The organism is Mesorhizobium sp. WSM4810, assembly GCF_055811235.1.
In genome coordinates, this window is sequence record NZ_JBVVQV010000018.1 from 73,780 (window position 1) to 98,672 (window position 24,893).

Below are 24,893 nucleotides of genomic sequence, written 5' to 3' on the forward strand. Positions count from 1 at the left end.
ATGAACAGCAGCCACCAAAGCCGCGCCGTGGCGATCACCGGCGGCGCATCGGGCATCGGCCTTGAGACGGCGCGCCTGCTGACCGAGCGCGGCTTCGAGGTCTTCCTCCTCGACCTCGCCGCGCCAGCGCTGGGTTCGGCCTGCACGGATCTCGGCCTCAGCGAGGAACGCGGCATCGTCTGCAACGTCGTCGACGAAGCGGCTGTCGACGAGGCCATCGGCCGGATCACCGCCGCGCACAGCCTCGCCGCGGTCGTGAACTGCGCCGGCATAGCGATGGACCGGCCGTCGGTCGAGACCAGCGTCGAGGATTTCCGCCGGATTGTCGACGTGAACCTCACCGGAACGTTCATTGTCTCGCGGGCTGCGGCGCGCTACTGGCTTGAACGGGAGCTGCCGGGGGCGATTGTCAATATCACCTCTGTTTCTGGTCTTTGCGGCAACAAGGGCCGCAGCGCCTACGGCGCATCGAAGGGCGGTCAGAATCTGCTCACGCTCGTCATGGCCAATGAGCTCGGCGTCGATGGCATCCGCGTCAACGCCGTCGCACCCGGGCCGATCGAAACGCCATTGACGCAGTCTGTCCACACCGAGGATGTTCGTCGGCAGTGGTTGGAGCGCGTGCCGCAGCGCCGCTACGGCACGCCGCGCGAGATCGCGGGAGCGGTGGCTTTCCTGATTTCAGACGAGGCCAGCTACATCAACGGCCAGATTCTCGCCGTCGATGGCGGCTTCATCCATGCCGGCCTTGTCGCCTGAGATGGCTCCGATGCGCAGCATCCGCCATCCCGGTCCGATCGCATCGGAACGTTTCGCAGCGATGCCCTGCGCCGCAGAGTCGCTGACGCTGCGGCTTGAAGCCGGCAGCTCGATCAATGACGCCGTGGCGCAGGCCCTCGCGGTCGCCGGATTCAGCAGCGGATATATCCGCCTGCGCAACGCGCGGGTTGACCCAATGCGCTACGTCGTCCCCGCCGCCTCTCCAGATGGCACGCACGCCGCGTGGTACAGCGATACATTCGCACCGGAAGGCATAACGGTCATCGAGGATGCGGGCCTCGTCGCCGGCCGGCGCGACGAGCGGGCATTTTTTCATTGCCATGGCATCTGGCGCACCCCCGACGGCGTGCGCCGCATGGGCCATCTCCTGCCGCTCGACTCGCGCTTGGCGGAGCCGGTTGAGGTCACCGCCTGGGGTATCGAGGGCGCGCTGTTCGACGTGCGCGACGACGCCGAGACGAATTTTCGCCTTTTCGCGCCGATCAGGGCTCCGCTCCTGGGTGAGCGCCGCGGCCGCCGCGCCGCCATCTGCACGGTAAGGCCCAACGAGGATATCGGCCAGGCGATCGAAGCCCTTTGCCGACGGCACGGCTTTGACCACGCCTCGATCCAGGGCATCGGCAGCCTGGTCGGCGCGGATTTCGACGACGGCTCGGCGGTCTTCTCCTATGCGACGGAAGTTCTCGTCACGGACGGCGCCGTGCGCTCCGGTCGTTGCACGCTCGACATCGCGCTGGTCGGCATGGACGGTGTGATAAGCTCAGGTCGCCTTCGCCGCGACGCTAACCCCGTCTGCGTGACGTTCGAACTGCTGGTTGTCGCATCCGATGAGAAATCTGCCTAGTTGAGGATGCTGACCACGCTGTGTGCCGTGTCGCTGCGGCCCCACTTGGTCGACCGTGGATCAGGATCATCCGAAATTTAGGTTTCACGACCCGGTCAGAGCGGTTTTCGCATCCATTTTGCCAGGACCCCAACGATGCCTTCCCGGAACGACAGCACCGCGACAACGAAGATGATGCCTTGGCCGATCGTGACCCAGTCGCCGAATGTGGCGAGGTAGTTCTGCATCGTGACGATGACTGCCGCGCCGACGATCGGTCCGAACACCGTGCCCATGCCGCCCAACAGCGTCATCAGCACGACTTCGCCGGACATCGTCCAGTAGACGTCGGTAAGCGACGCCAACTGGAACACGATGGCCTTGGTTGCGCCGGCGACGCCGGCGAGCGTGGCCGACAGCACGAATACGGCGAGCTTGTAGCGGTTGACCCGATAGCCCAGCGAGATCGCGCGCGGCTCGTTCTCGCGGATCGCCTTCAACACCTGGCCAAACGGCGAATGGATGATCCGATAGATCAGCAATATGCCGGCGAAGAAGATGGCGAGCACGAAGAAATAGAGAACTTCGCTCGAACTCAGGTCGATCAGCCCGAACAGATGGCCGCGCGGCACGGCCTGGATGCCGTCCTCGCCGCCGGTAAACGCCGCCTGCAGCGAGAAGAAATAGATCATCTGCGCAAAAGCCAGGGTCACCATGGCGAAATAGATGCCGTGGCGGCGAATGGCGAGCGAGCCGATGGCGAGACCGAGCACGGCTGCCACCAGCGTGCCCGCGATAATGGCAAGTTCAGGCGTCAGGCCCCACACCTTTGCCGCATGGGCCGAGACGTAGCTCGCCATGCCGAAATAGGCCGCGTGGCCGAAGGACAGGAGACCGCCGAAGCCGAGCAACAGGTTGAAGGCGCAGGCAAACAGCGCGAAGCACAGCACCTTCATGACAAAGATCGGATAGAGCAGAAATGGCGCGGCGACGAGGAAGACGAACAGCGCGGCGAAGATCGCAAGGTGATGACGGGGCATGCCCGCAGCGCCGACCGACGTTATGGCCGCCATAGCGATCGGGTTGGTGTCGGTTGTCATCACACACTCCGTCCAAACAGACCCGCGGGCTTGACCAGCAGCACGAGCGCCATGATGACAAAGATCACCACCGCCGAGCCTTCCGGATAGAATACGCGGGTCAAGCCCTCGATCAGCCCAAGCCCGAAGCCGGTGAGGATCGAGCCCAGTATCGAGCCCATGCCGCCGATGACGACGACGGCAAAGACGACAATGATCAGGTCTGCCCCCATGTTCGGATTGACAGCATATATCGGCGCGGCGAGCACGCCGGCGAAACCCGCGAGTGCGACGCCGAAACCATAGGTGAGTGTGACCAGCAGCGGCACGTTGATGCCGAACGCGCCGACCATGGTCGGGTTCTCGGTCGCAGCCCTGAGATAGGCGCCAAGCCGGGTCTTTTCGATGATGAACCAGGTCGCGAGGCACACGACGAGGGAAGCCACGATCACCCAGGCGCGCGAATTGGGCAGGTACATGAAGCCGAGATTGTACCCGCCGTTCAGAAGCGGCGGCGGCGGGTACGGCAGGCCGGATACGCCGAAAAACTGGCGGAAGAAGCCGACGATGATCAGCGCCAGGCCGAATGTGAGAAGCAGCCCGTAGAGATGGTCGAGGTGATAGAGCCGTCGGATCAGGACGCGCTCAAGCACGATGCCGGTGACGCCGACAATCGGCGGGACGATGAACACAGCCCACCAGTAACCGACGCCAAGATAGTTGAGCAGCATCCAGGCGCCGAAGGCGCCCAGCATGTACTGGGCGCCATGCGTGAAATTGATGATGTTCAGGAGACCGAAGATGACCGCCAGCCCGAGGCTCAGAACCGCATAGAAGGAGCCATTGATCAGCCCGAGCAGCAATTGCCCGAACAGGACCTGAGGCGGAATTCCAAGCAGTTCGAACATGGTCGCTCCAGCTGACTTATCGACAAAACGACGCGCCGAGCTGTTCGGCGCATCGTTGGCGAGGCTCGCTTACTTGACGAGCGTACAGCCGCCTTCGGCGAGCGGGCGGAACGCCTTGTCGGCCGGAATGGTGGCTACCGTCTCGAAATAGTCCCATGGAGCCTTCGATTGGTCCGGCTTCTTGACGCGGAACAGATACATGTCGTGCAGCTTGCGCCCGTCGGCGCGGATGGTGCCCTTGCCGAATAGCGGATCCTCGGTCGGCATTTCCTTCATTTTGGCCATCACCTTGGCCGCATCCTTGTCGCCGACGGCCTCGACGGCCTTAAGGTAATGCAGGACAGAAGCGTAGACTCCGGCCTCGATCATCGAAGGCTTTTGTCCGGCATTCCGCTCCTGGAAACGGGCAGAGAACTCCCGCGTTTGATCGTTCTTGTCCCAGTAGAACGCGCTGGTGAGCACGAGGCCTTGCGCCACTTCGAGGCCAAGCGCATGCACGTCGTTGATGAACATCAGCAGGGCGGCGAGCGCCTGGCCTCCCTGGGTGATGCCAAATTCCGACGCCTGCTTGACCGCGTTGATCGTGTCGCCGCCGGCATTGGCGAGGCCGACGACCTTGGCGCCCGACCCTTGTGCCTGCAGCAGGAAGGACGAAAAATCCTGGCCGGGGAAAGGATGACGGACGGCGCCGAGAACCTTGCCGCCCGATGCTTCGACGACCGCCGTCGTATCGCGCTCGAGCGCGTGGCCGAAGGCGTAGTCGGCTGTGACGAAGAACCAGCTATCGCCGCCCTGTGCGACCATGGCCGAGCCCGTGCCGTTGGCAAGCGCCCAGGTGTCGTAGGTCCAGTGGACGGTGTTGGGCGAACAGGCTTTGCCGGTGAGGTCGGACGAGGCCGGACCCGAGGCGAGGAAGATCTTGTTCTTCTCCTTGGTGATCTCGTTGACGGCGAGCGCCACCGACGAGGTTGGCACATCGGCGATCACATCGACATTTTCGGTGTCGTACCACTGGCGGGCGATGTTCGAGCCGACGTCCGGCTTGTTCTGGTGGTCGGCGGAGACGATCGACACATTGATGCCCTTGTCCGTCGCCTTGAAGTCTTCGACCGCCATCTGGGCCGCGATGACCGAGCCTTCGCCAGCGATGTCTGCATAGATGCCGGAACGGTCATTCAGAACGCCGATCTTGACATCTGTGGCATAGGCCGCGCCGGCCATCAGCAGGCTCGCCGTCGAAGCCAGGACAAATCCCATTTTTTTCATCGCTACTTCCCTCCGATTGCGGCGCAACGCGCCGTTGATGATGTCTAGACGCCGAGATAGGCGTGCAGCTTGTCGATGTTGGCGTCGAGCTCGTGGTTGGGGATGGTGTCGATCACGCGCCCCTGTTCCACCACGTAGTGACGGTCCGCGACCAACGCGGCGAAATGAAAATTCTGTTCGACGAGCACGATCGTGAATCCCTCGTCCTTGAGCCGGGCAATGGTGCGGCCGATCTGCTGCACGATGACCGGCGCAAGCCCTTCGGTCGGCTCGTCGAGCAGCAAGAGCTTGGCGCCCGTCCGCAAGATCCGGCCGATGGCGAGCATCTGCTGTTCGCCGCCCGATAGCTTGGTGCCTTGGCTCGAAAGCCGTTCCTTCAGGTTCGGGAAGAGCTCGAAAATCTGCTCGACGGTGAGCCCACCGGGGCGCACCTGCGGCGGCAGCATCAAATTCTCCTCGACAGAGAGGCTGGAAAAGATCGCCCGTTCCTCGGGGCAGTAGGCGATGCCCATCTGTGCGATCAACCGCGACGGCAGCTTGATCGTTTCCCGACCTTCATACGTGACCGAGCCCGAGCGCCTGGAAAGAATTCCCATGATCGCCTTCAGCGTCGTCGTCTTGCCGGCGCCATTGCGGCCGAGCAGCGTCACCACTTCACCTTCGCCAACCTCGAAACTGACGCCGTGAAGCACATGGCTCTCGCCGTACCAGCCCTGCAGGCCATCGACGCGAAGCAGGGGTCTCGTCGAGGGGCCAGCAGCCGGCCTGTTTGCAAGTTCAACTTCAGGCATGTCCGGCCCCGATATAGGCTTCGATAACGCGCGGATCCTTGGAAACCGCAGCATAGTCGCCTTCGGCGAGGACTTTGCCGCGAGCGAGCACAGTGATGCGGTTCGACAGCGAGGCGACGACCGACAGATTGTGCTCAACCATCAAAATGGTGCGGTTCTTGGAGATGCGCCGGATCAGCGCCGAGATGCGCTCGATGTCTTCTTGCGCCATGCCGGCCATGGGCTCGTCGAGAAGCAGCATTTCAGGGTCCAGCGCCAGCGTCGTCGCGATTTCAAGCGCGCGCTTGCGGCCGTAGGACAGATCGCTGGCGCGGATGTCTGAAAACGCGGTCAGGCCGACATCGGCGAGAAGCGCCGCACCCTCGCCATCGAACTTGGAGAGCACTTTTTCGGAGCGCCAGAAATCGAAACTGTCGCCGCGCCGGCGCTGCAGCGCGATGCGGACATTCTCGAGTGCCGTCATGTGCGGAAACACCGCCGATATCTGAAAGGAGCGCACAAGGCCCAGCCGCGCGATGTCGGCCGGCTGCATCCTGGTGATGTCGCGGCCTTGGTAGCGGATCGCGCCGCGCGTTGGCTGGAGGAATTTCGTCAGCAGGTTGAAGAGGGTCGTCTTGCCTGCGCCGTTGGGGCCGATCAGCGCGTGGACCGATCCTCGCTCCACCGTCAGGTTGACATTGTTGACAGCGACAAAGCCCCCAAATTCCTTAGTCAATCCCGCTGCTTCGAGGATCGCTCCGGAATTCATGCGCGGCAGCCCTCGCCGGTCATCGGCGTGAAAACGTGGAACCGCGCTGCGAGGCCATCCGCCCCCGGGGTGACTTCCATGGTTTCCTCCCGTGGCACTTCCGCCCGCAACAAACGACCTAATGCACATCGCGTCAAGGCCGCAATTACCGGCGCCGTGGCACGGAGCCTTCGATCATTTTCGAATTGCAATGTCGAAGCGGCGCCAACGACCGGCGAGACGTGCCGGGATCCGAACCCAACCCCAATCCGAACCCATCCGGCCGAGCAGTTCGAAATTCCGCCCCGACTGATTGGGCCGACTGATTAGATGAATGCGAAAAGCTTAGCTGCGCTGGCTTGAGTTGGGGTTTTCCCGGTCTGCCCGGGTGATCTTGCCTTTCGACGCTTTCGATCCGCCGCCCCATTCCTGGGCGTTCCTGGCTTGGGCGCCGCCCTTGGCCGGTAGCTTGGCCTTGTCGCTGCCGCTTGCCCTCTTTCCCGATACAGGCTGGTTGGTTTTCGCAGACAAGTTTGTCTTTGCCATGTGTCACTCCTCTCGATGGTCGCAGCCATTATTGTCCGCCTCCGGGGCAGGGCGTCGGTTAGTCCTTGCCACGCCTTGGATCCTTGCCGGCAGCCTGGCTGCTCTTTTGCGGCTTGTCCTTCTTGTCCTGATTGCCAGCGCGGTTGCCGCCGTGCTCGCTGCTCGATCCCTTGACGGCTTTTGTGTCCTGAAGCTTCGTAGCCATTCTGGTTCTCCTTTGGTCCCTAGTTGAACTCGCCTGACGCGGCGATTGTTCCCGCCGGGAACATATCGACCCTTCGAGAGTTGGCCCGGGAGGACCGCACTGCAATGAACGCGAGGAAGGGGATTGCCGTCGGAGCTTTTTGAAGGATGACCTTCGCTTTCGAGAAGTGTTGCAGATGAAAATTGCCCAGATCGCCCCCCTTACCGAAGCCGTGCCGCCGCGGACCTATGGCGGGACCGAGCGGATAGTTTCATATCTGACTGAGGAGCTTGTTCGACAGGGGCATGACGTGACCTTGTTCGCCAGCGGTGATTCACGCACCTCTGCCGAATTGGTCCCGTGTTGCGATATTGCATTGCGCCTGAATCCCAGGGTTCGGCACGACATTCCCCACCACGTGATGATGCTTGAACAGGTGCGCAGGCGGGCCGATGAATTCGACGTGCTGCATTTTCACATCGATATTTTCCACTTCCCGGTGGTCCAGGACTTTGCCGAGCGAACCGTTACGACGCTCCATGGACGGCTCGACCTCCCCGACCTGGCTCAGCTTTATTCGATGTTTGATGACATTCCGCTGGTTTCGATTTCTTACGATCAACGCTGGCCCATGCCGCCTGTCCGTTGGGCCGGAACGGTGTATCACGGTCTGCCTCGCGATCTTCTGCCGTTTCGCCCGAAAGCCTCGGGCTATCTCGCATTCCTCGGCCGCATCTCTCCGGAAAAGGGGCCGGAAACGGCTATTGAGATCGCTGCGCGTAGCGGAATGCCGCTGAAGATCGCCGCCAAGATCGACAAGGTAGACCAATCCTATTGGAAGGAGACGGTCGAACCCCAGGTGCTTCGAAATTCGAACGTGGAATTCATCGGCGAGATCGACGAACGGCGAAAAGCAGACTTTTTGGGCAATGCGGCAGCGCTTTTGTTCCCTATCGACTGGCCAGAACCCTTCGGACTCGTAACCATCGAGGCGATGGCCTGTGGCACGCCTGTGATAGCGTTCAGGCGCGGTGCCGTTCCGGAGGTCATCGACGATGGTTTGTCCGGGTTGATCGTCGACACAGCAGACGGAGCTGTGGATGCGGTGCGGCGGATAAACGGCCTCGATCGTGCGCAGGTGCGACGGACTTTTGAAGAGCGATTCACGGTCGAGCGCATGTGCCGCGACTACGTGGCGATCTATGGCTCGCTCTCGGAGGACATAACGAAAGCACTTGGCTCTCAAAACGAGCGCGCTAAAAATGCCGCAATGATGACTATGTCTACCTGACCGAGCAAGGCGACGGCTCGGCTGCTCGAATCAGCGCCTGAGCCGCCTTGGTCGCTTCTGGACGGGAGGGGTTGACCATGACCACTCAACTCGAAGATCGCAAGATTGATCCAGCCGTGGCGCTGCCGGCAATCGACGAAACGGCGCCGCGCGAGCCGCATCGGCAATTTGCGCTGAAACACGAGGATTGCTTCGTCGTCGCAGACAGCTACGGCGACATACGCGGCACCGGCGACGGGCTTTTCCGTGACGACACGCGTGTTTTGTCGCGCTTCCGCCTGTTCATCGGCGGCCGGATGCCGTCGCTGCTCGGCGCCTCGCTGTCGCAGGACAATATCCTGTTCACCGCCAATCTCACCAACCTGGCCACTATTGGGCCGAATGGCAGCGAAACCTTGCCGGGCGTCGTCCACATTGATCGGACGCGGTTCATCTGGCAGGATCGCATGTTCGAGCGCATTACCTTCACCAACTACTCCGCGCGCGAGGTGGTTCTGCCCGTCCGGCTCGGCTTCGACGCCGATTTCCGTGATATGTTCGAGGTGCGCGGCACCACGCGCAGCCGCCGCGGCCGCGCCCATGACGCGCTGGTCGGCGAGGCGAGCGTGACGTTCCGATATGAAGGCCTCGACAATGTGGCGCGTCAGTCGGTCATCGCCTTTTCGATCCGACCCGACGAGGTCCACCCCAACCACGCCGATTTCGTCATTCGCGTGGCAAGGCGCGGCGCCAGAGCATTGTACCTGGAGGTCGGCCACAGCGAAGAGACCCCCTCCAGCGACCGCTTTCGCGCCGCCGCTGCGCGAGCCCGCTTTGCCATGCGCTCAAAGCGCCGGCAGGGCGCCACCGTGTTCAGCTCCGGCCGCGTGTTCAACGACTGGCTGACACGCACGCGCGCCGACATCGCGCTGCTGACGACCGATCTGGAGACCGGGCCATACCCCTACGCCGGCATCCCCTGGTTTTCGACGGCTTTCGGCCGCGATGGCGTGATTTCCGCCTTGCAGATGCTCTGGCTCAATCCGGACCTTGCTCGTGGGGTGCTGGCCTTCCTGGCCCACTATCAGTCGACCGAGACCTCTGTGTTCGACGATGCCGAACCTGGCAAGATCATGCATGAAACCCGCAAGGGCGAAATGGCGGTGCTGCGCGAGTTGCCGTTCGGCCGCTACTATGGCGGCGTCGACACCACGCCACTCTATATCTATCTGGCTTCATCCTACGCCGAACGCACCGGGGACGAGGCGTTCGTCGACCGTATGTGGGACTCGCTGGGCGCTGCCACTGCCTGGATGGAAGAAGTCGGAGCCCGCAACGGCGAAGGTTTTGTGACCTACAACAGGGCGGCCGACACGGGTCTGTTCAACCAAGGCTGGAAGGACAGTTCCGATGCCGTATTCCATGCCGACGGCACCATCCCCAGAGGGCCGATCGCATTGGTCGAGGTGCAAGGTTATGCCTTCGCTGCATATCTAGGGATGGCGGCGCTGGCCGCCAGGCGCGGCGACGACGCCAAGGCGGCGCACTGGAGCGCCCTGGCAGAGAGGATCCGTCAGGCGGTGGAGACGCATTTCTGGATGCCGGACCGCGATTTCTATGCTTTGGCAATCGACGGAGAAGGCAAGCAATGCGCGGTTCGCACGTCCAATGCCGGTCACCTGCTTTACGTCGGGCTGCCGAGCGCGGAACGGGCTCAGTCAGTCGCCACCCAGCTGCTCTCTGGTCATCTCCATAGCGGTTGGGGCGTTCGCACACTGGCCGACGACGAGATCCCATTCAACCCGATGTCATATCATAATGGCTCGATCTGGCCGCACGACACCGCGCTCTGCGCCTCCGGTCTCGCCCGCTATCACGAGCGCGACAGCGTCGTGAAGCTGATGAGCGGTATGTTCGAGGCGGCGGTCCGTTTCAATATGCGGCTGCCAGAGCTGTTCTGCGGCTTTACGCGTGCCGCCAGCGATTCACCGGTGGCCTACCCGGTCGCCTGTCTGCCGCAGGCGTGGTCGGCTGGCGCCGCTTTCATGATGCTGCAGGCTTGCCTGGGCATTCGGGTTGACGGCTGGAAACGCGAAATCACCGTCGAACGCCCGCGGCTGCCGATCGGCATCGACAACATCGTTATCCGCCACCTGGCCATCGGCGAGGCGAAAGTCGATCTCATCTTCGAGCGCATTGGCGACCGTGTTGTGTGTTATCTCGACCACCGCCATGAGGGTCTGGTGCCTCTGGTGGTGCGCTCATAACTAAGGCTCCCCATGCGCTCCGTGATGGACACGGCCATCAATGACTACGGCGCAACTGGTACCTGCGCCGATCGCCAGCGCACCGACTGTAGGGTGATACCTGCGGCATCTGCGAGCGCTGGATTGAGTCGCGCCTGGGTGAGCCTCGACCAGGGTAAGTCGCAATCTGAAGGAATGGCATACACAGCCAGCCCAGCGCAAAACCTGTACGGAGACTCCGCCTGTTGCTCCTTCGGAGCTTTGGCTTTTCGAGCGCATTGATTGGTCGTGAGTTTAGTTGGTATTCAACTGGCCGACGCGGTTTTCGGCAATCCAGCGGGCGGCAAGCACCAATGCGCCCATACTGAAATCCTTGCCGTGTTTGGCCACCATTTCTTCCGACAGCTTGGCGAGCCGTTCGAAGAATTCGTCCTTGCTCTCGTCCTCGGGGGTGGGTTCGGTTTGCATTTTGTGCTCCTTTTGCATGCGGCCTGCCTTTGCTATTTGAACATCTGTGCGGGAAAGGTGACGATCGCGGCGGTGCCGTCGGCTGCGCCCACTGCTAGATGGCGTCCGTCGCCGGACCAGACAAGCGCGGTCACCGCGCTGCCCAGCGGCCTGACGAGGAGTTCGTCTCGCGCGCCGATCTGAGCGACGGTGATCCGGCCGTTGGCATAGCCGGCCGCAATCAGTTTTTTCTCCGGGTGCGCAGCCACTGTCTCGACCGGAACCAGCCCGGCTCGGCCGGTCTCCAGCGCGCCCGAGGTGTCGCCGTCAAGTGGCGGAGCCGTCATCGACCAGCCGGCGATCCGGAAGGCGCCCGACGCAAACAGCGCATGCTCCGGCCGGCTCCAGCACAGTGTCCTGACCGGCGATGGAAATCCCGCGACGATGCCGTAGCGATCATCGGTCATGCTGACCAGGGCAAAGCCGCCTGTTTCGAGCCCACAGGCCAGCCATGTGCCATCGCCACTCCAGCGGATCGACACCGGGCGCGCCGAAAAAGAAACGTCGCGTATCGGGGTAGCGTCGCCGTCGACCGCCCAGATCGATAGTCCATCATCCCGGCCGCAGGCTAGGCGCCTTCCGCCTGGCGAAAAGGCTAGCGCATCCGTGGACGGTGTCGCATCGTGTCGCAGTCGTACTGCATCGCCTTGGCCGCGTGCCAGGAAGACATCCTGGCCGTTGCTGACGGCTGTGATGGCCGTCCGGGGGTTGTGGTCGACGGCGACGACCGGCCCGTCGATCTTGACCAGCGTCTCCATCACATTGCCGTCCGCGGCCAGATGCACCGCTTCGCCAGCCGCCGTTCCAACGAGGAAGCCGAAGGAAAAATAGCTGGCGAGCGGGACGTCTCCATCCCCCAACGCAGCGGTGGCGATCAATGGTGCCGGTGGCTTCTCCCGCGGGCGGATCGTCGTCTGGCCGAGATCGCCGCTCACCCTGATCCGCGATTCCGGCGGCTCCTGGTCCGCGACCGCGGCTATGGCGACCGTTCCGTCCACGCTGGTGCATGCGACAGCCGAGCCATCGGCGCTGAAGCGCAGGTTGGCGATCGCCGACGGGCGACGCCAGCTTCGCGCCAGCAGGTCGAACAAGGTCAGGTTCTGTATCGCGTGCTGGTTCATGACCCTTCCCTTCGTCAGTTACCCACCGTCGCCGTGAGGCTGCGGTCGACGTCCTCGACGTCGGCTTCCGCGGCGGCGATGCGTTGCTCGCACCTCGCGCCTTCCTGCATGACCGCCGCGGCTCTCTCCTCCGCCTCATGCAAATCCTGCACCAGTTGCGCGCTGGCGCCGCTCCTGCCGATTTCGAGTTCCAGGCGCAGCACCTCCATCTCGATACCGGCGCGTTTCTGATTGAGCCGCAGCGCATCGGCAGTCAGCGCGGAGACGTTGGCGACAAGATCGAGCCGGCGGGCGAGCAACATGTCACGCCTGGTAGTTTGCCCCATCGGATCCTCCATCATTTTTCGGTCCCAGCCGTCGGTCCGGGTGGTTTTTCGAAAGCCGACAGCAATTTGGGCAATGTGCCGGCCTGCGACTGGAACTGTTTTTCGGCCGTTTCGATGTGGCTCTTGAGCTGATCCCAGATGTCGACGCGGATCATCGATGTCGTATCGCCGGTAAGGCGCTCGATCTCCTCGACGCGGAACTGCCGCGACAGCGAAACGCCGGAAAACACGAAGTCGCGCAACAGGATCGCATGGTTCTTGATGAACAGATGGATCATCGGATGCGTTTCCGTGGTGACACCGCCGGCGGCAAGCTCGGCCCGGATGAAGTCCTGGAAGTGGCTCTGGAGGCGATGTTGGCTCTCGCCCATGAAGCGCATGACAAAGACCAGATCGCGCGGCATCAGCCTGACAAGATCGCCGGTGACGCCGTCGGTCTGACCGGACACTGGCTCGGGCTCCCTCCGGCTGTCTTTGTCGTTCGCCACGGTTTTTCTCCAGTGCGAGGCCCGTCCGTGAGCCATCGGCCTCAAATAGTAGAGAAAGACAAGAATAAAATAGATGATGTGTGTTTTTCAAATTTGCTGCGAATGCTAACTTGATATATCGCAATTGCGAATAGATATTAAATATTACATGCGTACGTTACAACTGTAAAAGAACGTTACAGTTGCCGTCCTCTTCATGTGCCGAAAGGGCTGCGATTTGTTTTTAGCGTCAGGCACGGGCGCCATTTTCAAATTGGCACGGCGCTTGCTTTATACATTTCCACAAGAAGCCCATCGCGCTTTGACGCGGTGCCAAAAGAACGAAGGAACGGAGGAAGCAGGTCACGTCCGCTTCGATACGCCCATCGCATATGCGGTTGGCGCCGCGGTCCCTGCAGACTCTAACACCTTTGCCGCGATCCACTTGAATGGCCGGACCATGAGTCGCGCCTGACTGCGCAACCCTTTGTCGTGCCGTTCGCACTCTCACTAGCGGTGCTGTGCGCCGCTCCATGCCGGGGGTCAAGGGACCTGCGGCTCAAACCTGGTGGAGGCTTATGACCATGACGTCTCTGACGCTCAACAAGATTACCTCGCAACGCGGAATCTCCGTCGGCGAGGCAACCAAGAAGATTGCCGATCTCGGCTGGAATCCTTCCTACGTCCAGGAAGCGATGACGTTTCCGACGGACTACAAGATCAACAAGACGCCGCGCGACCCGATGAAGCAGGTCCTGCGGTCCTACTTCCCGATGCAGGAAGAGAAGGACAACCGGGTCTACGGCGCGCTGGATGCGGCGCTGCGCGGCGACATGTTCCGCAATGTGGAACCGCGCTGGGTCGAGTGGATGAAGCTCTTCCTGGCGATCATTCCTTTCCCGGAAATCTCCGCCGCCCGCTCGATGGCGATGGTCGCTCGTATCGCACCCGGCGAGGAACTCAGGACCGGCTTCACCATGCAGATGATCGACGAGTTCCGGCACTCGACGATCCAGATGAACCTGAAGAAATGGTACATGGAGAACTACATAGATCCGGCTGGCTTCGACATCACCGAGGAAGCCTTCGGAAAATGCTACGCCACGACCATCGGCCGGCAGTTCGCTGAAGGCTTCATCACCGGCGACACCATGACTGCCGCCTGCATGTACCTGACCGTGGTGGCCGAGACCGCCTTTACCAACACGCTCTTTGTCGCCATGCCTTCGGAAGCCGCCCGCAACGGCGACTATGCGCTGCCGACCGTCTTCCTGTCGGTGCAGTCCGACGAGAGCCGGCATATCGGTAATGGCCACTCACTGCTGATGGCGGCGCTCAAGGAGCCGGAAAATCACCTCTTGCTCGAGCGCGACCTGCGCTATGCCTTCTGGCAGAACCACGCGATCGTCGATGCGGCCATCGGCACCTTCATCGAATACGGCACCACCAACCGCGACAAGAACAAGGAGTCTTACGCGGAAATGTGGCACCGCTGGATCTATGAGGATTACTACCGCACCTACATGCTGCCGCTCGAGAAATACGGCATCAAGGTCCATCACGACGACGTCCAGGCGGCCTGGGAACGCATTACCAAGAAGAACTATGTCCACAAGGTCGGACAGTTCTTCGCGGTCGGCTGGCCGGTCAACTTCTGGCGCATCGAAGCCCAGACCGACAAGGACTTCGAGTGGTTCGAGCACAAATATCCGGGCTGGTACGCCGAATTCGGCGACTTCTGGAAATGGTACGCCAAGCTCAGCCACAAGGGCGAGAAGGTACTGCTGTTCAACAGCGACGTCGGCTACGTCTATCCGCATCGCTGTTGGTCCTGCCTTGTTCCCTGCCTGATCCGCGAGGACATGGTGGTCGGCGAGATCGACGGCCAGTTGCACACCTTCGCCCACGAACTCGACAAGTGGACTGCCACCGTGGCGTTCGCCGACGAATATCAGGGCCGTCCGACGCCCGCGATGGGCCGCTTCAGCGGCAAGCGCGAATGGGAGACGCTCTATGACGGCTGGGATCTGGCCGATGCCATCAAGGACCTGAACTTCGTCCGCTCTGACGGCAAGACGCTGGTCCCGCAGCCGCATATGCGTTTCGCCGACAAGGAGATGTGGACGCTGGACGACGTGCGAGGCAACAAGCTCGGGTCGCCGCTCAACGCGCTGCGTGCCATGTCACCCGCGGATCGTGAGAAGCACCTGGCGGAATACCGGGCCGGCTTCACGATCAATCCCTGCAACTGATCAGGCCAAAGGGGGGCGGGTTCGTCCCGCCCCTTCCTTTCACTGGAGGTCCGTATGTCGGAAACCCACACGGTCAGGCTCAGCCCGGTCGGCGTCGAATTTGATGTCGAAAATGGCGAAACGGTACTCAACGCCGCTTTCCGCCAGGGCATCGCCCTGCCGCACGGCTGCAAGGAAGGGCAATGCTCGGCCTGCAAGAGCGTGTTGCTCGAAGGCGAAGTCGACATGCTGAAATACTCGACTTTCGCGCTGAACGACATGGAGAAGGAGAGCGGCCACGTCCTTTTGTGCCGCTGCATCGCCTACTCCGATCTGGAAGTCGAGCTTCTCAACTACGACGAGGAGATTTTGGCGAAAGCGATCGCCGTGAAGACGTTCAACGGCCGGATTGCTCTGATCGAGCACCTGACCCACGACATTCGCGGCATCGAGATCGAACTCGGCTCGCCGATAAAGTTCTGGGCGGGGCAATATGTCGACATCACGGTTACCACGGAAAAAGGGGAGACGATTACGCGCTCGTTCTCCATGGCAAATACGCCGGACCAAACCGAAAAACTCTGCTTCATCATCAAAAAATACCCTGAGGGAAAGTTCTCTGGAGAACTCGATTCCGGAGGAATCAAGGTTGGAGCCGAAGTCACCGTCGTCGGACCCTACGGAACCTGTTTCCGTCGGGAAGAACGGCAAGGACCCCTAGTCCTGGTCGGCGCCGGCTCGGGCATGTCGCCGATCTGGTCGATCCTCAACGACCATCTGAAGAGCGGCGAGAAACGTCCGGTCTATTTCTTCTACGGTGCCAGGACCCGCAACGACCTGTTCTATCTCGACAGGATCGCCGAGCTGGTCGGCCAGCATTCGGATGTCACTTTCATTCCCGTGCTGTCGCACGCGACTGATGACGCCGAATGGGAAGGCGAACGCGGTTTCGTACACCAGAGTGTCGATGCCAAGCTCAAGCAACTTGCGGTCGACGGGCAGGGCGATGTCCATGCCTGTGGCCCGCCACCGATGATTGATGCGCTTCAGCCGGTTCTATTCATGAACGGGTTCGAGACCGAGCGGATCTTCTTCGACAAGTTCACCACATCGACAGGTGCTACGCCGACCCACTGAGGGGACGGCCACGCAACTGCAACCACAACTGCAACAAGGGAGTGAAGACTATGCCAGCTATCTCGAGTTCAGTCGGATCCGGAGCCGCCGGCGCGGCGATCTTTGCCGATTCCGACAGCCGGAAGTACCGGTATTTCGACCCGAAGGGCCAGCGCGCCACGCACTACGAAGACATGACGGTCGACGTGCAGCCTGACCCGGAGCGTTACTTGATCCAGGACTGGATCATCTCCTTTGCCGACGGCAAGGGCGCTTATGTCAAGCAGAACACTGCTGCGCAGAGCTCCAACTGGCATGCCTTTCGCGCCCCCGATCAGGAATGGGAACGCACGCACTACCAGCGCCAGTCGAAAATCGAGACGATGGTGCAGAGCGTCATCAACAACGCCCGCAAGTCGGGGGCGCCCAAGACCTTCGACAAGGCCTGGGTCAAGATTCTGCAGACGCAGCTCGGCGCCTGGAAGCACTCCGAATTCGGGCTCGGCACCTCGCTGATGCAGGCGCAGCGTTACGGCTACACCCAGATGATCAACAACGCGACGCTGACCAACTCGTCCTACAAGCTGCGGCTTGCCCAGGACATCACGCTCTACCTTGCCGAGATCGGCATGGACCTTCCCGGCTGGGACGACGAACTTGGCAAGAAGGCCTGGCTCGAGGACAACAACTGGCAAGGTACCCGCGAGGCGGTCGAAACCATCATGGGCGCGACCGACTATCTCGAACAGTATTTCGCCATCAACATCGTCTTCGAGCCGCTGGTCGGGGAGGCATTCCGCTCAGGCTTCCTGATGCAGATCGCTGCCGCCAACCACGACTTCATAACGCCTGCGGTGATCTCGGCCGCCGAGGCCGACTACGAACGCAACCTCGCCAACACGATCGACCTCATGCACATGCTCGCCAACGACGAGAAGCACGGCGCGGCGAACAAGAAGCTCTTCCAGGGCTGGGTCGAGAAACACGGCGCGCTCGCCGACAAGGCAGCCACCGGCCTGCAGCCGATCTGGTCGATGCCGCATTCCAAGCCGGTCGCCTTTGCGGATGTCCGTGCCAAATCCGAGGAACGGATTGGTCAGATACTCCGCGAACTTGGCCTCAAGCGCTGACACAAGGAGAAACCGTCATGTCAACTGCAGCACGCGACGCATCGCAATCCAACATCTTCAGGGCGATGAAGGACATCACCTTCGAACAGACGATTTCGCATCAGTGCGGCGTCACCATGAACGACTCGGTGGAAGCCAGGGCCATCGCTGAATTCATGGGCCTGAAGCCGAACGTGACCGTAACCTACCAACCGGCGATGATCCGGATCGACGGCACCGGCAAACTGATCTTCAAGATGGACGAGATCAGCGAATATCTCGGCCGCGAGATGACGGCGGAAACGTTCGAGGTCAACAGCTCGACCCACTACGGGCGGATGGTGCGCATCGACGACAACACCGTGATCCTGTTCGGCAACATGGACGAGATGTTCGAATACATCGAATAGCCGGCAAAAAATCAGGCGTGCCGGCTGGTTGCGGCACGCCGAACCGATCAACACGCATCTTGCGGAGGAAAGAATGTTTAGGACACCGGAAGGCAAGGATATTTTCGTGGTCGACGGCCACACCCATTTCTGGGACGGCAGCCCGGAAAACCAGAAGAATATTCACGGCAAGCAGTTTATCGATTGCTTCTACGCCTATCACACGGGGATGAGCCCCAAGGACCAGCTGTGGGAGAAGAGCAAGTTCGAGAAATACAGTGCCGACGATCTCTATCGCGACCTGTTCATCGACGGTCCAGATGACATGGCGATCGTCCAGTCGACCTATCTCAAGGACTTCTACAAGAACGGCTTCAACACGATCGAACGCAACGCCGAGGTGGCCAAGCGTTATCCGGAGCGTTTCATCGTCAACGGCGCCTTCGATCCGCGCGACGGTGAGAAGGCGCTTGAGTACATCCATTTCCTCAAGGAGACCTACGACGTCAAGGGCGTGAAGATGTACACGGCCGAATGGAACGGCGCCTCCAAGGGCTGGAAGCTCACCGATCCCGATGCCTACAAATGCTTTGAACTCTGCGACAAGCTCGGCATCAGGAACATCCACGTCCACAAGGGCCCGACGATCCTGCCGCTCTCGAAGGATGCGTTCGACGTGCATGACGTCGATCATGCGGCGACGGATTTCCAGGGCCTCAACTGGATCATCGAGCATTGCGGCCTGCCGCGCCTCGACGATTTCTGCTGGATCGCGACGCAGGAAACCAACGTCTATGGCGGGCTTGCGGTAGCGCTGCCCTTCATCCATGCCCGCCCGCGCTATTTCGGCGAAGTCATCGCCGAACTGCTGTTCTGGATCGGGCCGGAGAAAATCCTGTTCGGTTCCGACTACGCGATCTGGACGCCACGCTGGCTGGTCGAGAAATTCTGGGCCTACCAGATCCCCGACGACATCGCCGCAGAACGCGGCGTGCAGCTGACCGACGAGATCAAGGAGAAGATCCTCGGTCTTAATGCCGCGCGTCTCTACAACATCGACATCGCAGCCAAGAAGAAGGCGCTCGCCAGTTCGCCCTTCAGCATCGCGGCGGAGTAGGGGCCATGGCAACCGCCGCCAGCGTTTCCGGCAACCGCGAGAAGGAGCTCTGGCGGTGCCTTGGTGAGGTCAACGACCCCGAACTCGACGAACCGATTACCGAGATGGGCTTCGTCGAGCGAGCCGTGATGACGGGCGATGGCAGCGTGGAGATAGATTTCCGCCTGCCGACCTACTGGTGCTCGCCCAACTTCGCGTTCCTGATGCTGGACGGCGTCCGCAAGGCGCTCGACCAACTCTCATGGTCGCCGGCCTATCGCGTCAAGCTGCACGACCACATGTTCGCGGAAGAGGTCAATCGCGGCATGGCAGCCGGCAAGACGTTCGGCGATATTTTCGCTGAACTTGCCGAGGATCAGGGTCTCGGCGCCTTGCGCGAAACCTTCAGGATGAAGGCATTCAAGCGGCGCCAGGAGGCGGTTTTGCGGGGCCTTCGGCAGCATGGTCTGACGGATCGGGAAATCCTCGGCATGGACCTGCCGGCATACGACGTCGCGCGGCTCGAGGCGGGCGAAGCGGCCAAACAGAAGCCGAGATACCGGGCGGCTCTGATCGAGCGTTTTCCCGGCCGCCGGGCGGATGATCCTGTCTTCGTGACCTGGGAAGGGCAACGCATACAGACTGCCGGACTCGGCGCCCATCTCGCTGAACTGCGCGGTGTGCGCGTCAATATGGAGTTCAACGGCGCGCTTTGCCGTGGGCTCAAGCAGACCAGATACAAGGAACTGTATGTGGTCGACGGCGAACCGACACTGGTCGATTTCATCATGGATCGCGTGCCGGCACGAGCCGCGCCGACCGCCTGAAGTAGAGCCGAAAACAACGGCCTCCCTCGCACGAGGCCCCTAACCAACAACCCGCCCGTAAGGCGGAAGGAGGAATCATGCCCAAAATAATGCTTCACAACTCCGACGCCCGTCGTGCTCTCGCCCGTGGCGTCTTTCGGCTGGCCGCTGCCGTCGAGCCGACGCTCGGCCCCAAAGGCATGAACGCGATGATCGATCGGCCGATCGGCACGCCGATGGTGACCCGTGACGGCGTCAGCATCGCCTCCGAGATCGAATTGCACGACCGTTTCGAAAACATGGGCGCGCAGGTCGTTCGCGAAGTGTCGATGCAAACCAACGAGGTCGCCGGCGACGGTACCACGACTGCCATCGTGCTCGCCAACGCTCTCATCCAGGGCGGTGTGGAGGCGAATGAACGCGGCGTGAAATCCGTCGATCTGTGCAAGGGCATCGACCTTGCCGTGACAGCGGTGGTGGCGGCGCTCAAGGCTTCGGCCAAACCGGCTAAGGGCAACGGCATTCTCGCCTCGGTCGCCAACATTGCGGCGACCAATACCAAGCTTGGCGCACTGGTGGCGGAAGCCCACCAGCGGGTGGGGGCCGAAGGCGTCATCACCACGGACTTCAGCGTCACCACCGAGACCACGCTCGATGTGGTCGAGGGCATGTCCTTCGACCGCGGCTATCTCTCTCATCACATGGTGACTGACCAGGAGAAGATGGAGGCTGTTCTCGAACGGCCGTACATCCTGATGACCGATCTCAAGATCAAGCAGCCCGAGGCGCTGGATGCGGCTCGCCGCATTGCCGCCGAGGATGGTCGGCCGCTGCTGATCGTGTCCGAGGAAATGTCGCCGGAAGTCGTGGTAACGCTGCTCGGCAAGCAAGGACCTGGAAAATACCTCGTTGTCCATCCGCCGGAATATGGCCATTGGCGCAAGGCGATGATGGAGGATCTGGCGATCATCACCGGCGGCAAGGTGATCGCGCGCGACCTCGGCGGTCGGCTGGAGGACATCACCGCCGACGATCTCGGAACGGCTGACCGGGTGAAGACCAGTTCGTCCTACACCTCGATCATCCGCGGCGGCGGCGACCACGCGGCAATCGCGTCGCGTCGCGCTCAGGTGCAGCGGCAGTATGAAGCTTCGCCGCCGAATATCGATCAGGACAAGTTGCGCGAACGCCTGGCCAAGCTTTCTGGCGGCACCGCGATTCTCTATGCCGGCGGTGTCACGCCGGTCGAGCAAAAGCGAACCATTCAGCTCATCGAGGATTCGCTGAATGCGGTGCGCGCCGCATCCGAAGAGGGCGTGGTCGCCGGAGGTGGCTCGGCGCTTGCCCAGATCGCGCCGCTGCTCGACAGGGTGGCGGCAGACGTCGACGGCGATGTCGCCGAAGGCGTGCGCCTGGTGCGATCGGTGCTGTCGCGGCCGCTCTGGCGCATAGCCGTCAATGCCGGCGCCGATCCCGAAGCGGTCGTGGCGGAAGTCACGCGCATCAACGGCGGCTACGGCTACAACGCGTCTGCCGGCAGCTACCAGAACATGTTCGAGGCAGGGATCATTGATCCGGTCCGCGTCACCTACACAGCACTCGCCAACGCAGCTTCGGTGGCGAGGCTGATCCTGACCACCGAAACGCTGATCGGCCATCTCGCCGAGGACGAGGACCCGACGGCCGGACCGGCTCGCGGTGGCGGCTCTGAAAAGCTCGGCCGCGCCTGAAGCAATCCGAACAATCTCGACGTTGAAAGGATACGACGATGAAAGCTGCCAGACTGTACGAATACGACCCGCATATGAACGTCCAGCTCAGGGTCGAGGAGGTCAAGGCGCCGACCATTACCGCTCCCGACGAGGTCATAGTGCGGGTAGGTGCTGCCGGCCTCTGCCGAACCGACCTCCACATCATCGAGGGTGTGTGGAAGCCGACCATGGATCCAGAGGGGACGCTGCTGCCTTACATCATGGGCCATGAAAATGCAGGCTGGGTCGAGGAGGTCGGCAGCGGCGTCAGGTCGGTCAAGCGCGGTGACGCCGTGATCTGCCACCCCTTCCGCTCGTGCGGCATCTGCCTCAACTGCCGCCACGGCGAGGATATGTACTGCGATAACGGCCAATTTCCGGGCCTCGGCATGAACGGCGGTTTCGCGGAGTATTTCATCACCAGCGAGCGTTCGTTGATCAAGCTGAACGCCAACGTCACGCCGATCGAGGTGGCGCCGCTTGCCGACGCCGGCATCACCGCTTATCGCGCCGCCAAGCGCGCCGCCAAACTGCTGCGACCAGGGAGCTATTGTGTGCTGCTCGGCATAGGCGGGCTCGGCCACATCGCGCTGCAATCGCTGCACGCGATCTCGGGCTGCCGCATCATCGCCGTCGATCGCGAGCCGGCAGCACAGGTGCTGGCCAAGGATCTCGGCGCCGACTTCGTCCTCGATGGCGGGCCGAACGTCATCGAGGAGGTCAGCCAGATCACCGGCGGAGGCGCCCATGTGGTCATCGATTTCGTCGGCGAGCTCGGCGTCGAAAACATCTGCTGGAAGATGGTGCGCAAGGGCGGGCAACTGTTCGTCGTCGGCTATGGCGGCAATATCAATGTGCCGACCGCCCATCTCGTCATCGAGGAGATCAACATCGGCGGCAGCCTGGTCGGCAATTTCACCGAGCTTGTCGAACTGATGGAGCTCAACGCCGACGGCAAGGTGAAGATGCACTACACCGAATACAACCTTGCCAGCATCAACACTGCGCTCGACGATTTCAAGAACCGCCGGTTCACCGGCCGCGGCGTCATCGTGCCCTGAAATATATGGGCCGGATTTCGCGCGGTCGGGTGCGGTGTCCGGTCACATCTAGAGGGAGAGAAAGGGTCCGGGCGGCATCACCAAGATCGGCGCGGCTGTGGCAATTTCGCTGACCATTGGCATGACTTTCCCCAGCCAGTGGCGCGAATGCCGCTCGGCGCTTTTGTGCCGGTGACGGGTTCTGATTCTAGAGGAAACCGCGGCGGATGCCGTATTGGTCGAGTTTGCGATAGAGTGTCGGCCGGGAAATACCGAGCCGCCGCGCGACCCGACTGAGATTGCCGCCCTCGGCCGCCAATGCGTTCTTCATCGCCTGGCGTTCCGCCTCGATGAGTGTGCCTCCAGGCGACTCGGCCGACAGGGTCTTGCCATCATCGGACGTGGCGCTGGGCGCCGCGATTTCACCGGGGAGATCGTGGAGCCCGATATCTCGGCCCCGCGCCAGGACATGCAACCGCCCGATGAGGTTCCTCAGTTCGCGTACATTGCCCGGCCATTGATAGGCGAGCAGGGCATCGAGCGCTTCTTGGGAAAATTCCAGCGGGTCCTCGCCCGCTGCGGTGGCGATCTGCCGGTTGAAATGTTCGACCAGCAGCAGCACATCCTCGCCACGCTCGCGCAGCGGTGGAACAGTGATCGAAACCGCGCCAATTCGATAGTAGAGATCGCGGCGGAATCGGCCTGTGGCAATTTCGTGCTTGAGATCGCGATTGGTCGAGGCGACCAGGCGCACGTCCACCGGGCGGCCCCGGCTGTCGCCAATGCGGTTGACCACGCGCTCTTCCAGGACACGCAGCAGAAACGGCTGGATCTCGAGCGGCAATTCGCCGATCTCGTCGAGACTGAGGACGCCGCCATGGGCGAGCTCGAAAACCCCCGGTTTGCCTTCACGCGAGGCGCCGGTAAAGGCGCCGGCGACATGGCCGAACAACTCGCTGCCGAACAGGTCCCTGGTGATCGCCCCGCAATTCATGGCGATGAACGGATCGTTCGCCGTGCGCCGGCCGCCGGCATGGACAAGCCGCGCAAACAGCTCTTTCCCGACCCCTGTTTCACCCTCGACCAACAGCGATGTTACGCTGCTCGACCGGGCGACGCGGCGGGCGACGTCGATGGCGGCATGCAGCGCTTCGCTTTCGCCGACGATCATGGCGACAGCATCCTGAAGATGCTTGTTCACTTCCCGGTGGACCACCGCCGCACTGGAGACTGCCGGCACGGAGGGGAACACCAGCGCCGCGCCGCGGAGGTCGCCATCGAGCTTGAGCGGGGTGATATGGCAGGATCGCAGATGGGCCGGCAGCGTCCTGGCAAGGTCGGCTTCGGAGCCGGAGGACGGAAGGTTCATCAGCCAGCGGCCACGGCCTGGCTCCATCGGGCCGTCCATCATCTCAGTGGCCTCGCCATCAGGCACATTGTTGCAGAAGATGGCACGACCGCGGTGGTCGACGATTACCAGCCCGTCCTTTCGGCGGTAGCCGGGAGCCGATGAAATGAAAGCTTCGAGCAGGCGCGTGCGCTGTTCCTGCTGCTGTTCGGCCAATGCCTTTTCGATCTGCCGGGCTGTCGCGGCGACGAGCGCGGTGTTGTGCGGCCTGAAGATCGGCGAATAGCCTGACAGGTCGACCACACCGATGATCTTGCCGTCCAGCGGGTCGCGAATCGGCGCGCCGGCGCAGGTCCAGGATTTGATGCCGGCACAGAAATGCTCGGCCGCATGCACGAAAGTCGGCTCGCCGGTCCACAGCGCCGTACCGATGCCGTTCGTCCCGACGGCATCCTCGTTCCATTTGCCGCCGATGGCCAAGTGGATATCCATACCGTCATGCAGCGTCTTCTTGTCGCCGATGGCGTCGATCAGCACGCCGTCGCTGTCGGCCAGAACCAGCATCGCGCCGGTCCCGTCCAGTAACTGGCCAAGCGATGCGAACGACCGCCGCGCCGCCGAAAGCAGTTCTGCATTGGCCCGGGTAAGATATTCGATTTCGTCGCGATCACTGCTCAGCGGCGCTTCAATGCCTTGAGCGTTGATGCCGCCGGTGGCACTGCGATACCAGGAATCGTGAATGAGGGAGCGGACGTGGCTTGGGTGGACAGCATCGCCGGCGCATTTGGGCTCGTCAGCCAGGAAACTTTCCCAGGCGCGCATGGTGGCATGCTCGTCATAGTCGATGTTGCTCAGAGCCATTTGGCCGGTGGCCAGCGACCTACGTGCCGGAAGGGCATCGATCTTCATCTGATTGGGGGCTATCTCGCGTTTCATTCAGTCATCACAGAACCTTTGAGGCATGCC

At 61.8% G+C, this 24,893-nt stretch carries 24 protein-coding genes; 12 read left to right on the forward strand and 12 right to left on the reverse strand.

The window, feature by feature from the left end:
• Nucleotides 1–759, forward strand: a complete 759-nt coding sequence (locus AC0L3O_RS23555; RefSeq protein WP_023799668.1) for an SDR family NAD(P)-dependent oxidoreductase — start codon at nt 1–3, stop codon at nt 757–759.
• 10 nt (nt 760–769) lie between these two features.
• A complete protein-coding gene (locus AC0L3O_RS23560) occupies nt 770–1,624 on the forward strand; it encodes a PCC domain-containing protein (RefSeq protein ID WP_473616763.1) in 855 nt (284 codons plus the stop codon).
• 95 nt (nt 1,625–1,719) lie between these two features.
• On the opposite strand, the gene AC0L3O_RS23565 is transcribed toward AC0L3O_RS23560, so the two are convergent.
• The 7 genes from AC0L3O_RS23565 to AC0L3O_RS23595 form a co-directional block, all read right to left on the reverse strand.
• Complete coding sequence (locus AC0L3O_RS23565; protein ID WP_473616764.1) at nt 1,720–2,703, reverse strand: branched-chain amino acid ABC transporter permease; 984 nt, start codon at nt 2,701–2,703, stop codon at nt 1,720–1,722.
• Entirely contained in the window at nt 2,703–3,590 is an 888-nt protein-coding gene (locus AC0L3O_RS23570) for a branched-chain amino acid ABC transporter permease (RefSeq protein WP_023799665.1), read from the reverse strand. The genes AC0L3O_RS23565 and AC0L3O_RS23570 overlap by 1 nt, the downstream gene beginning before the upstream one ends.
• Nucleotides 3,591–3,659: 69 nt before the next feature.
• On the reverse strand, nt 3,660–4,847 hold the full coding sequence (locus tag AC0L3O_RS23575) for an ABC transporter substrate-binding protein (RefSeq protein ID WP_473616794.1): 1,188 nt from the start codon (nt 4,845–4,847) through the stop codon (nt 3,660–3,662).
• Between the two features lie 53 nt (nt 4,848–4,900).
• Nucleotides 4,901–5,647, reverse strand: a complete 747-nt coding sequence (locus AC0L3O_RS23580; protein ID WP_128167871.1) for an ABC transporter ATP-binding protein — start codon at nt 5,645–5,647, stop codon at nt 4,901–4,903.
• The gene (locus tag AC0L3O_RS23585; RefSeq protein WP_128167870.1) at nt 5,640–6,395 is read right to left on the reverse strand and encodes an ABC transporter ATP-binding protein; all 756 of its coding nucleotides are present in this window, start codon (nt 6,393–6,395) and stop codon (nt 5,640–5,642) included. The genes AC0L3O_RS23580 and AC0L3O_RS23585 overlap by 8 nt, the downstream gene beginning before the upstream one ends.
• A 324-nt stretch (nt 6,396–6,719) precedes the next feature.
• Nucleotides 6,720–6,920, reverse strand: coding sequence for a hypothetical protein (locus AC0L3O_RS23590; RefSeq protein WP_473616765.1), 201 nt, complete (start codon nt 6,918–6,920; stop codon nt 6,720–6,722).
• A 58-nt stretch (nt 6,921–6,978) separates the two neighbouring features.
• Nucleotides 6,979–7,125, reverse strand: coding sequence for a hypothetical protein (locus AC0L3O_RS23595; protein WP_023799660.1), 147 nt, complete (start codon nt 7,123–7,125; stop codon nt 6,979–6,981).
• Nucleotides 7,126–7,300: 175 nt separating this feature from the next.
• Between AC0L3O_RS23595 and AC0L3O_RS23600 the strand changes: the two genes are divergently transcribed.
• Nucleotides 7,301–8,395: a glycosyltransferase family 4 protein gene (locus tag AC0L3O_RS23600; RefSeq protein WP_473616767.1), complete on the forward strand. Its 1,095-nt coding sequence runs from the start codon at nt 7,301–7,303 to the stop codon at nt 8,393–8,395.
• Nucleotides 8,396–8,472: 77 nt separating this feature from the next.
• Nucleotides 8,473–10,641 carry an amylo-alpha-1,6-glucosidase gene (locus tag AC0L3O_RS23605; protein ID WP_473616768.1) on the forward strand — a complete coding sequence of 723 codons (2,169 nt, stop codon included), beginning with the start codon at nt 8,473–8,475 and terminating at the stop codon, nt 10,639–10,641.
• A gap of 273 nt (nt 10,642–10,914) precedes the next feature.
• On the opposite strand, the gene AC0L3O_RS23610 is transcribed toward AC0L3O_RS23605, so the two are convergent.
• The 4 genes from AC0L3O_RS23610 to AC0L3O_RS23625 are packed head-to-tail and all read right to left on the reverse strand — an operon-like array spanning nt 10,915 to nt 13,062.
• The gene (locus tag AC0L3O_RS23610; RefSeq protein WP_473616769.1) at nt 10,915–11,088 is read right to left on the reverse strand and encodes a hypothetical protein; all 174 of its coding nucleotides are present in this window, start codon (nt 11,086–11,088) and stop codon (nt 10,915–10,917) included.
• Between the two features lie 32 nt (nt 11,089–11,120).
• Nucleotides 11,121–12,248, reverse strand: a complete 1,128-nt coding sequence (locus tag AC0L3O_RS23615; RefSeq protein WP_473616771.1) for a WD40 repeat domain-containing protein — start codon at nt 12,246–12,248, stop codon at nt 11,121–11,123.
• 14 nt (nt 12,249–12,262) lie between these two features.
• Complete coding sequence (locus tag AC0L3O_RS23620) at nt 12,263–12,589, reverse strand: hypothetical protein (protein WP_473616772.1); 327 nt, start codon at nt 12,587–12,589, stop codon at nt 12,263–12,265.
• Nucleotides 12,586–13,062: a hypothetical protein gene (locus AC0L3O_RS23625; RefSeq protein WP_473616774.1), complete on the reverse strand. Its 477-nt coding sequence runs from the start codon at nt 13,060–13,062 to the stop codon at nt 12,586–12,588. The genes AC0L3O_RS23620 and AC0L3O_RS23625 overlap by 4 nt, the downstream gene beginning before the upstream one ends.
• A 557-nt stretch (nt 13,063–13,619) precedes the next feature.
• Here AC0L3O_RS23625 and AC0L3O_RS23630 point away from each other — a divergent pair.
• The 8 genes from AC0L3O_RS23630 to AC0L3O_RS23665 all read left to right on the forward strand — a co-directional run bounded on the left by AC0L3O_RS23630 (nt 13,620) and on the right by AC0L3O_RS23665 (nt 22,600).
• Complete coding sequence (locus tag AC0L3O_RS23630; RefSeq protein ID WP_287237061.1) at nt 13,620–15,293, forward strand: aromatic/alkene/methane monooxygenase hydroxylase/oxygenase subunit alpha; 1,674 nt, start codon at nt 13,620–13,622, stop codon at nt 15,291–15,293.
• A 54-nt stretch (nt 15,294–15,347) separates the two neighbouring features.
• Complete coding sequence (locus tag AC0L3O_RS23635) at nt 15,348–16,409, forward strand: NADH:ubiquinone reductase (Na(+)-transporting) subunit F (protein WP_128167864.1); 1,062 nt, start codon at nt 15,348–15,350, stop codon at nt 16,407–16,409.
• Between the two features lie 50 nt (nt 16,410–16,459).
• Nucleotides 16,460–17,518: an aromatic/alkene monooxygenase hydroxylase subunit beta gene (locus AC0L3O_RS23640; RefSeq protein ID WP_023799650.1), complete on the forward strand. Its 1,059-nt coding sequence runs from the start codon at nt 16,460–16,462 to the stop codon at nt 17,516–17,518.
• Nucleotides 17,519–17,535: 17 nt separating this feature from the next.
• Nucleotides 17,536–17,907, forward strand: coding sequence for an MmoB/DmpM family protein (locus AC0L3O_RS23645; protein WP_023799649.1), 372 nt, complete (start codon nt 17,536–17,538; stop codon nt 17,905–17,907).
• A gap of 73 nt (nt 17,908–17,980) precedes the next feature.
• The gene (locus AC0L3O_RS23650) at nt 17,981–19,003 is read left to right on the forward strand and encodes an amidohydrolase family protein (RefSeq protein ID WP_128245224.1); all 1,023 of its coding nucleotides are present in this window, start codon (nt 17,981–17,983) and stop codon (nt 19,001–19,003) included.
• A gap of 5 nt (nt 19,004–19,008) precedes the next feature.
• The gene (locus AC0L3O_RS23655) at nt 19,009–19,809 is read left to right on the forward strand and encodes an iron-sulfur cluster assembly protein (protein ID WP_473616775.1); all 801 of its coding nucleotides are present in this window, start codon (nt 19,009–19,011) and stop codon (nt 19,807–19,809) included.
• A 77-nt stretch (nt 19,810–19,886) separates the two neighbouring features.
• A complete protein-coding gene (gene groEL / locus AC0L3O_RS23660) occupies nt 19,887–21,518 on the forward strand; it encodes a chaperonin GroEL (RefSeq protein WP_473616777.1) in 1,632 nt (543 codons plus the stop codon).
• Nucleotides 21,519–21,556: 38 nt separating this feature from the next.
• Nucleotides 21,557–22,600, forward strand: a complete 1,044-nt coding sequence (locus AC0L3O_RS23665; RefSeq protein WP_027156423.1) for an NAD(P)-dependent alcohol dehydrogenase — start codon at nt 21,557–21,559, stop codon at nt 22,598–22,600.
• A 187-nt stretch (nt 22,601–22,787) separates the two neighbouring features.
• Here AC0L3O_RS23665 and AC0L3O_RS23670 read toward each other — a convergent pair whose 3' ends face one another.
• A complete protein-coding gene (locus AC0L3O_RS23670; protein ID WP_473616778.1) occupies nt 22,788–24,863 on the reverse strand; it encodes a sigma-54-dependent Fis family transcriptional regulator in 2,076 nt (691 codons plus the stop codon).
• Between the last annotated feature and the right edge of the window lie 30 nt (nt 24,864–24,893).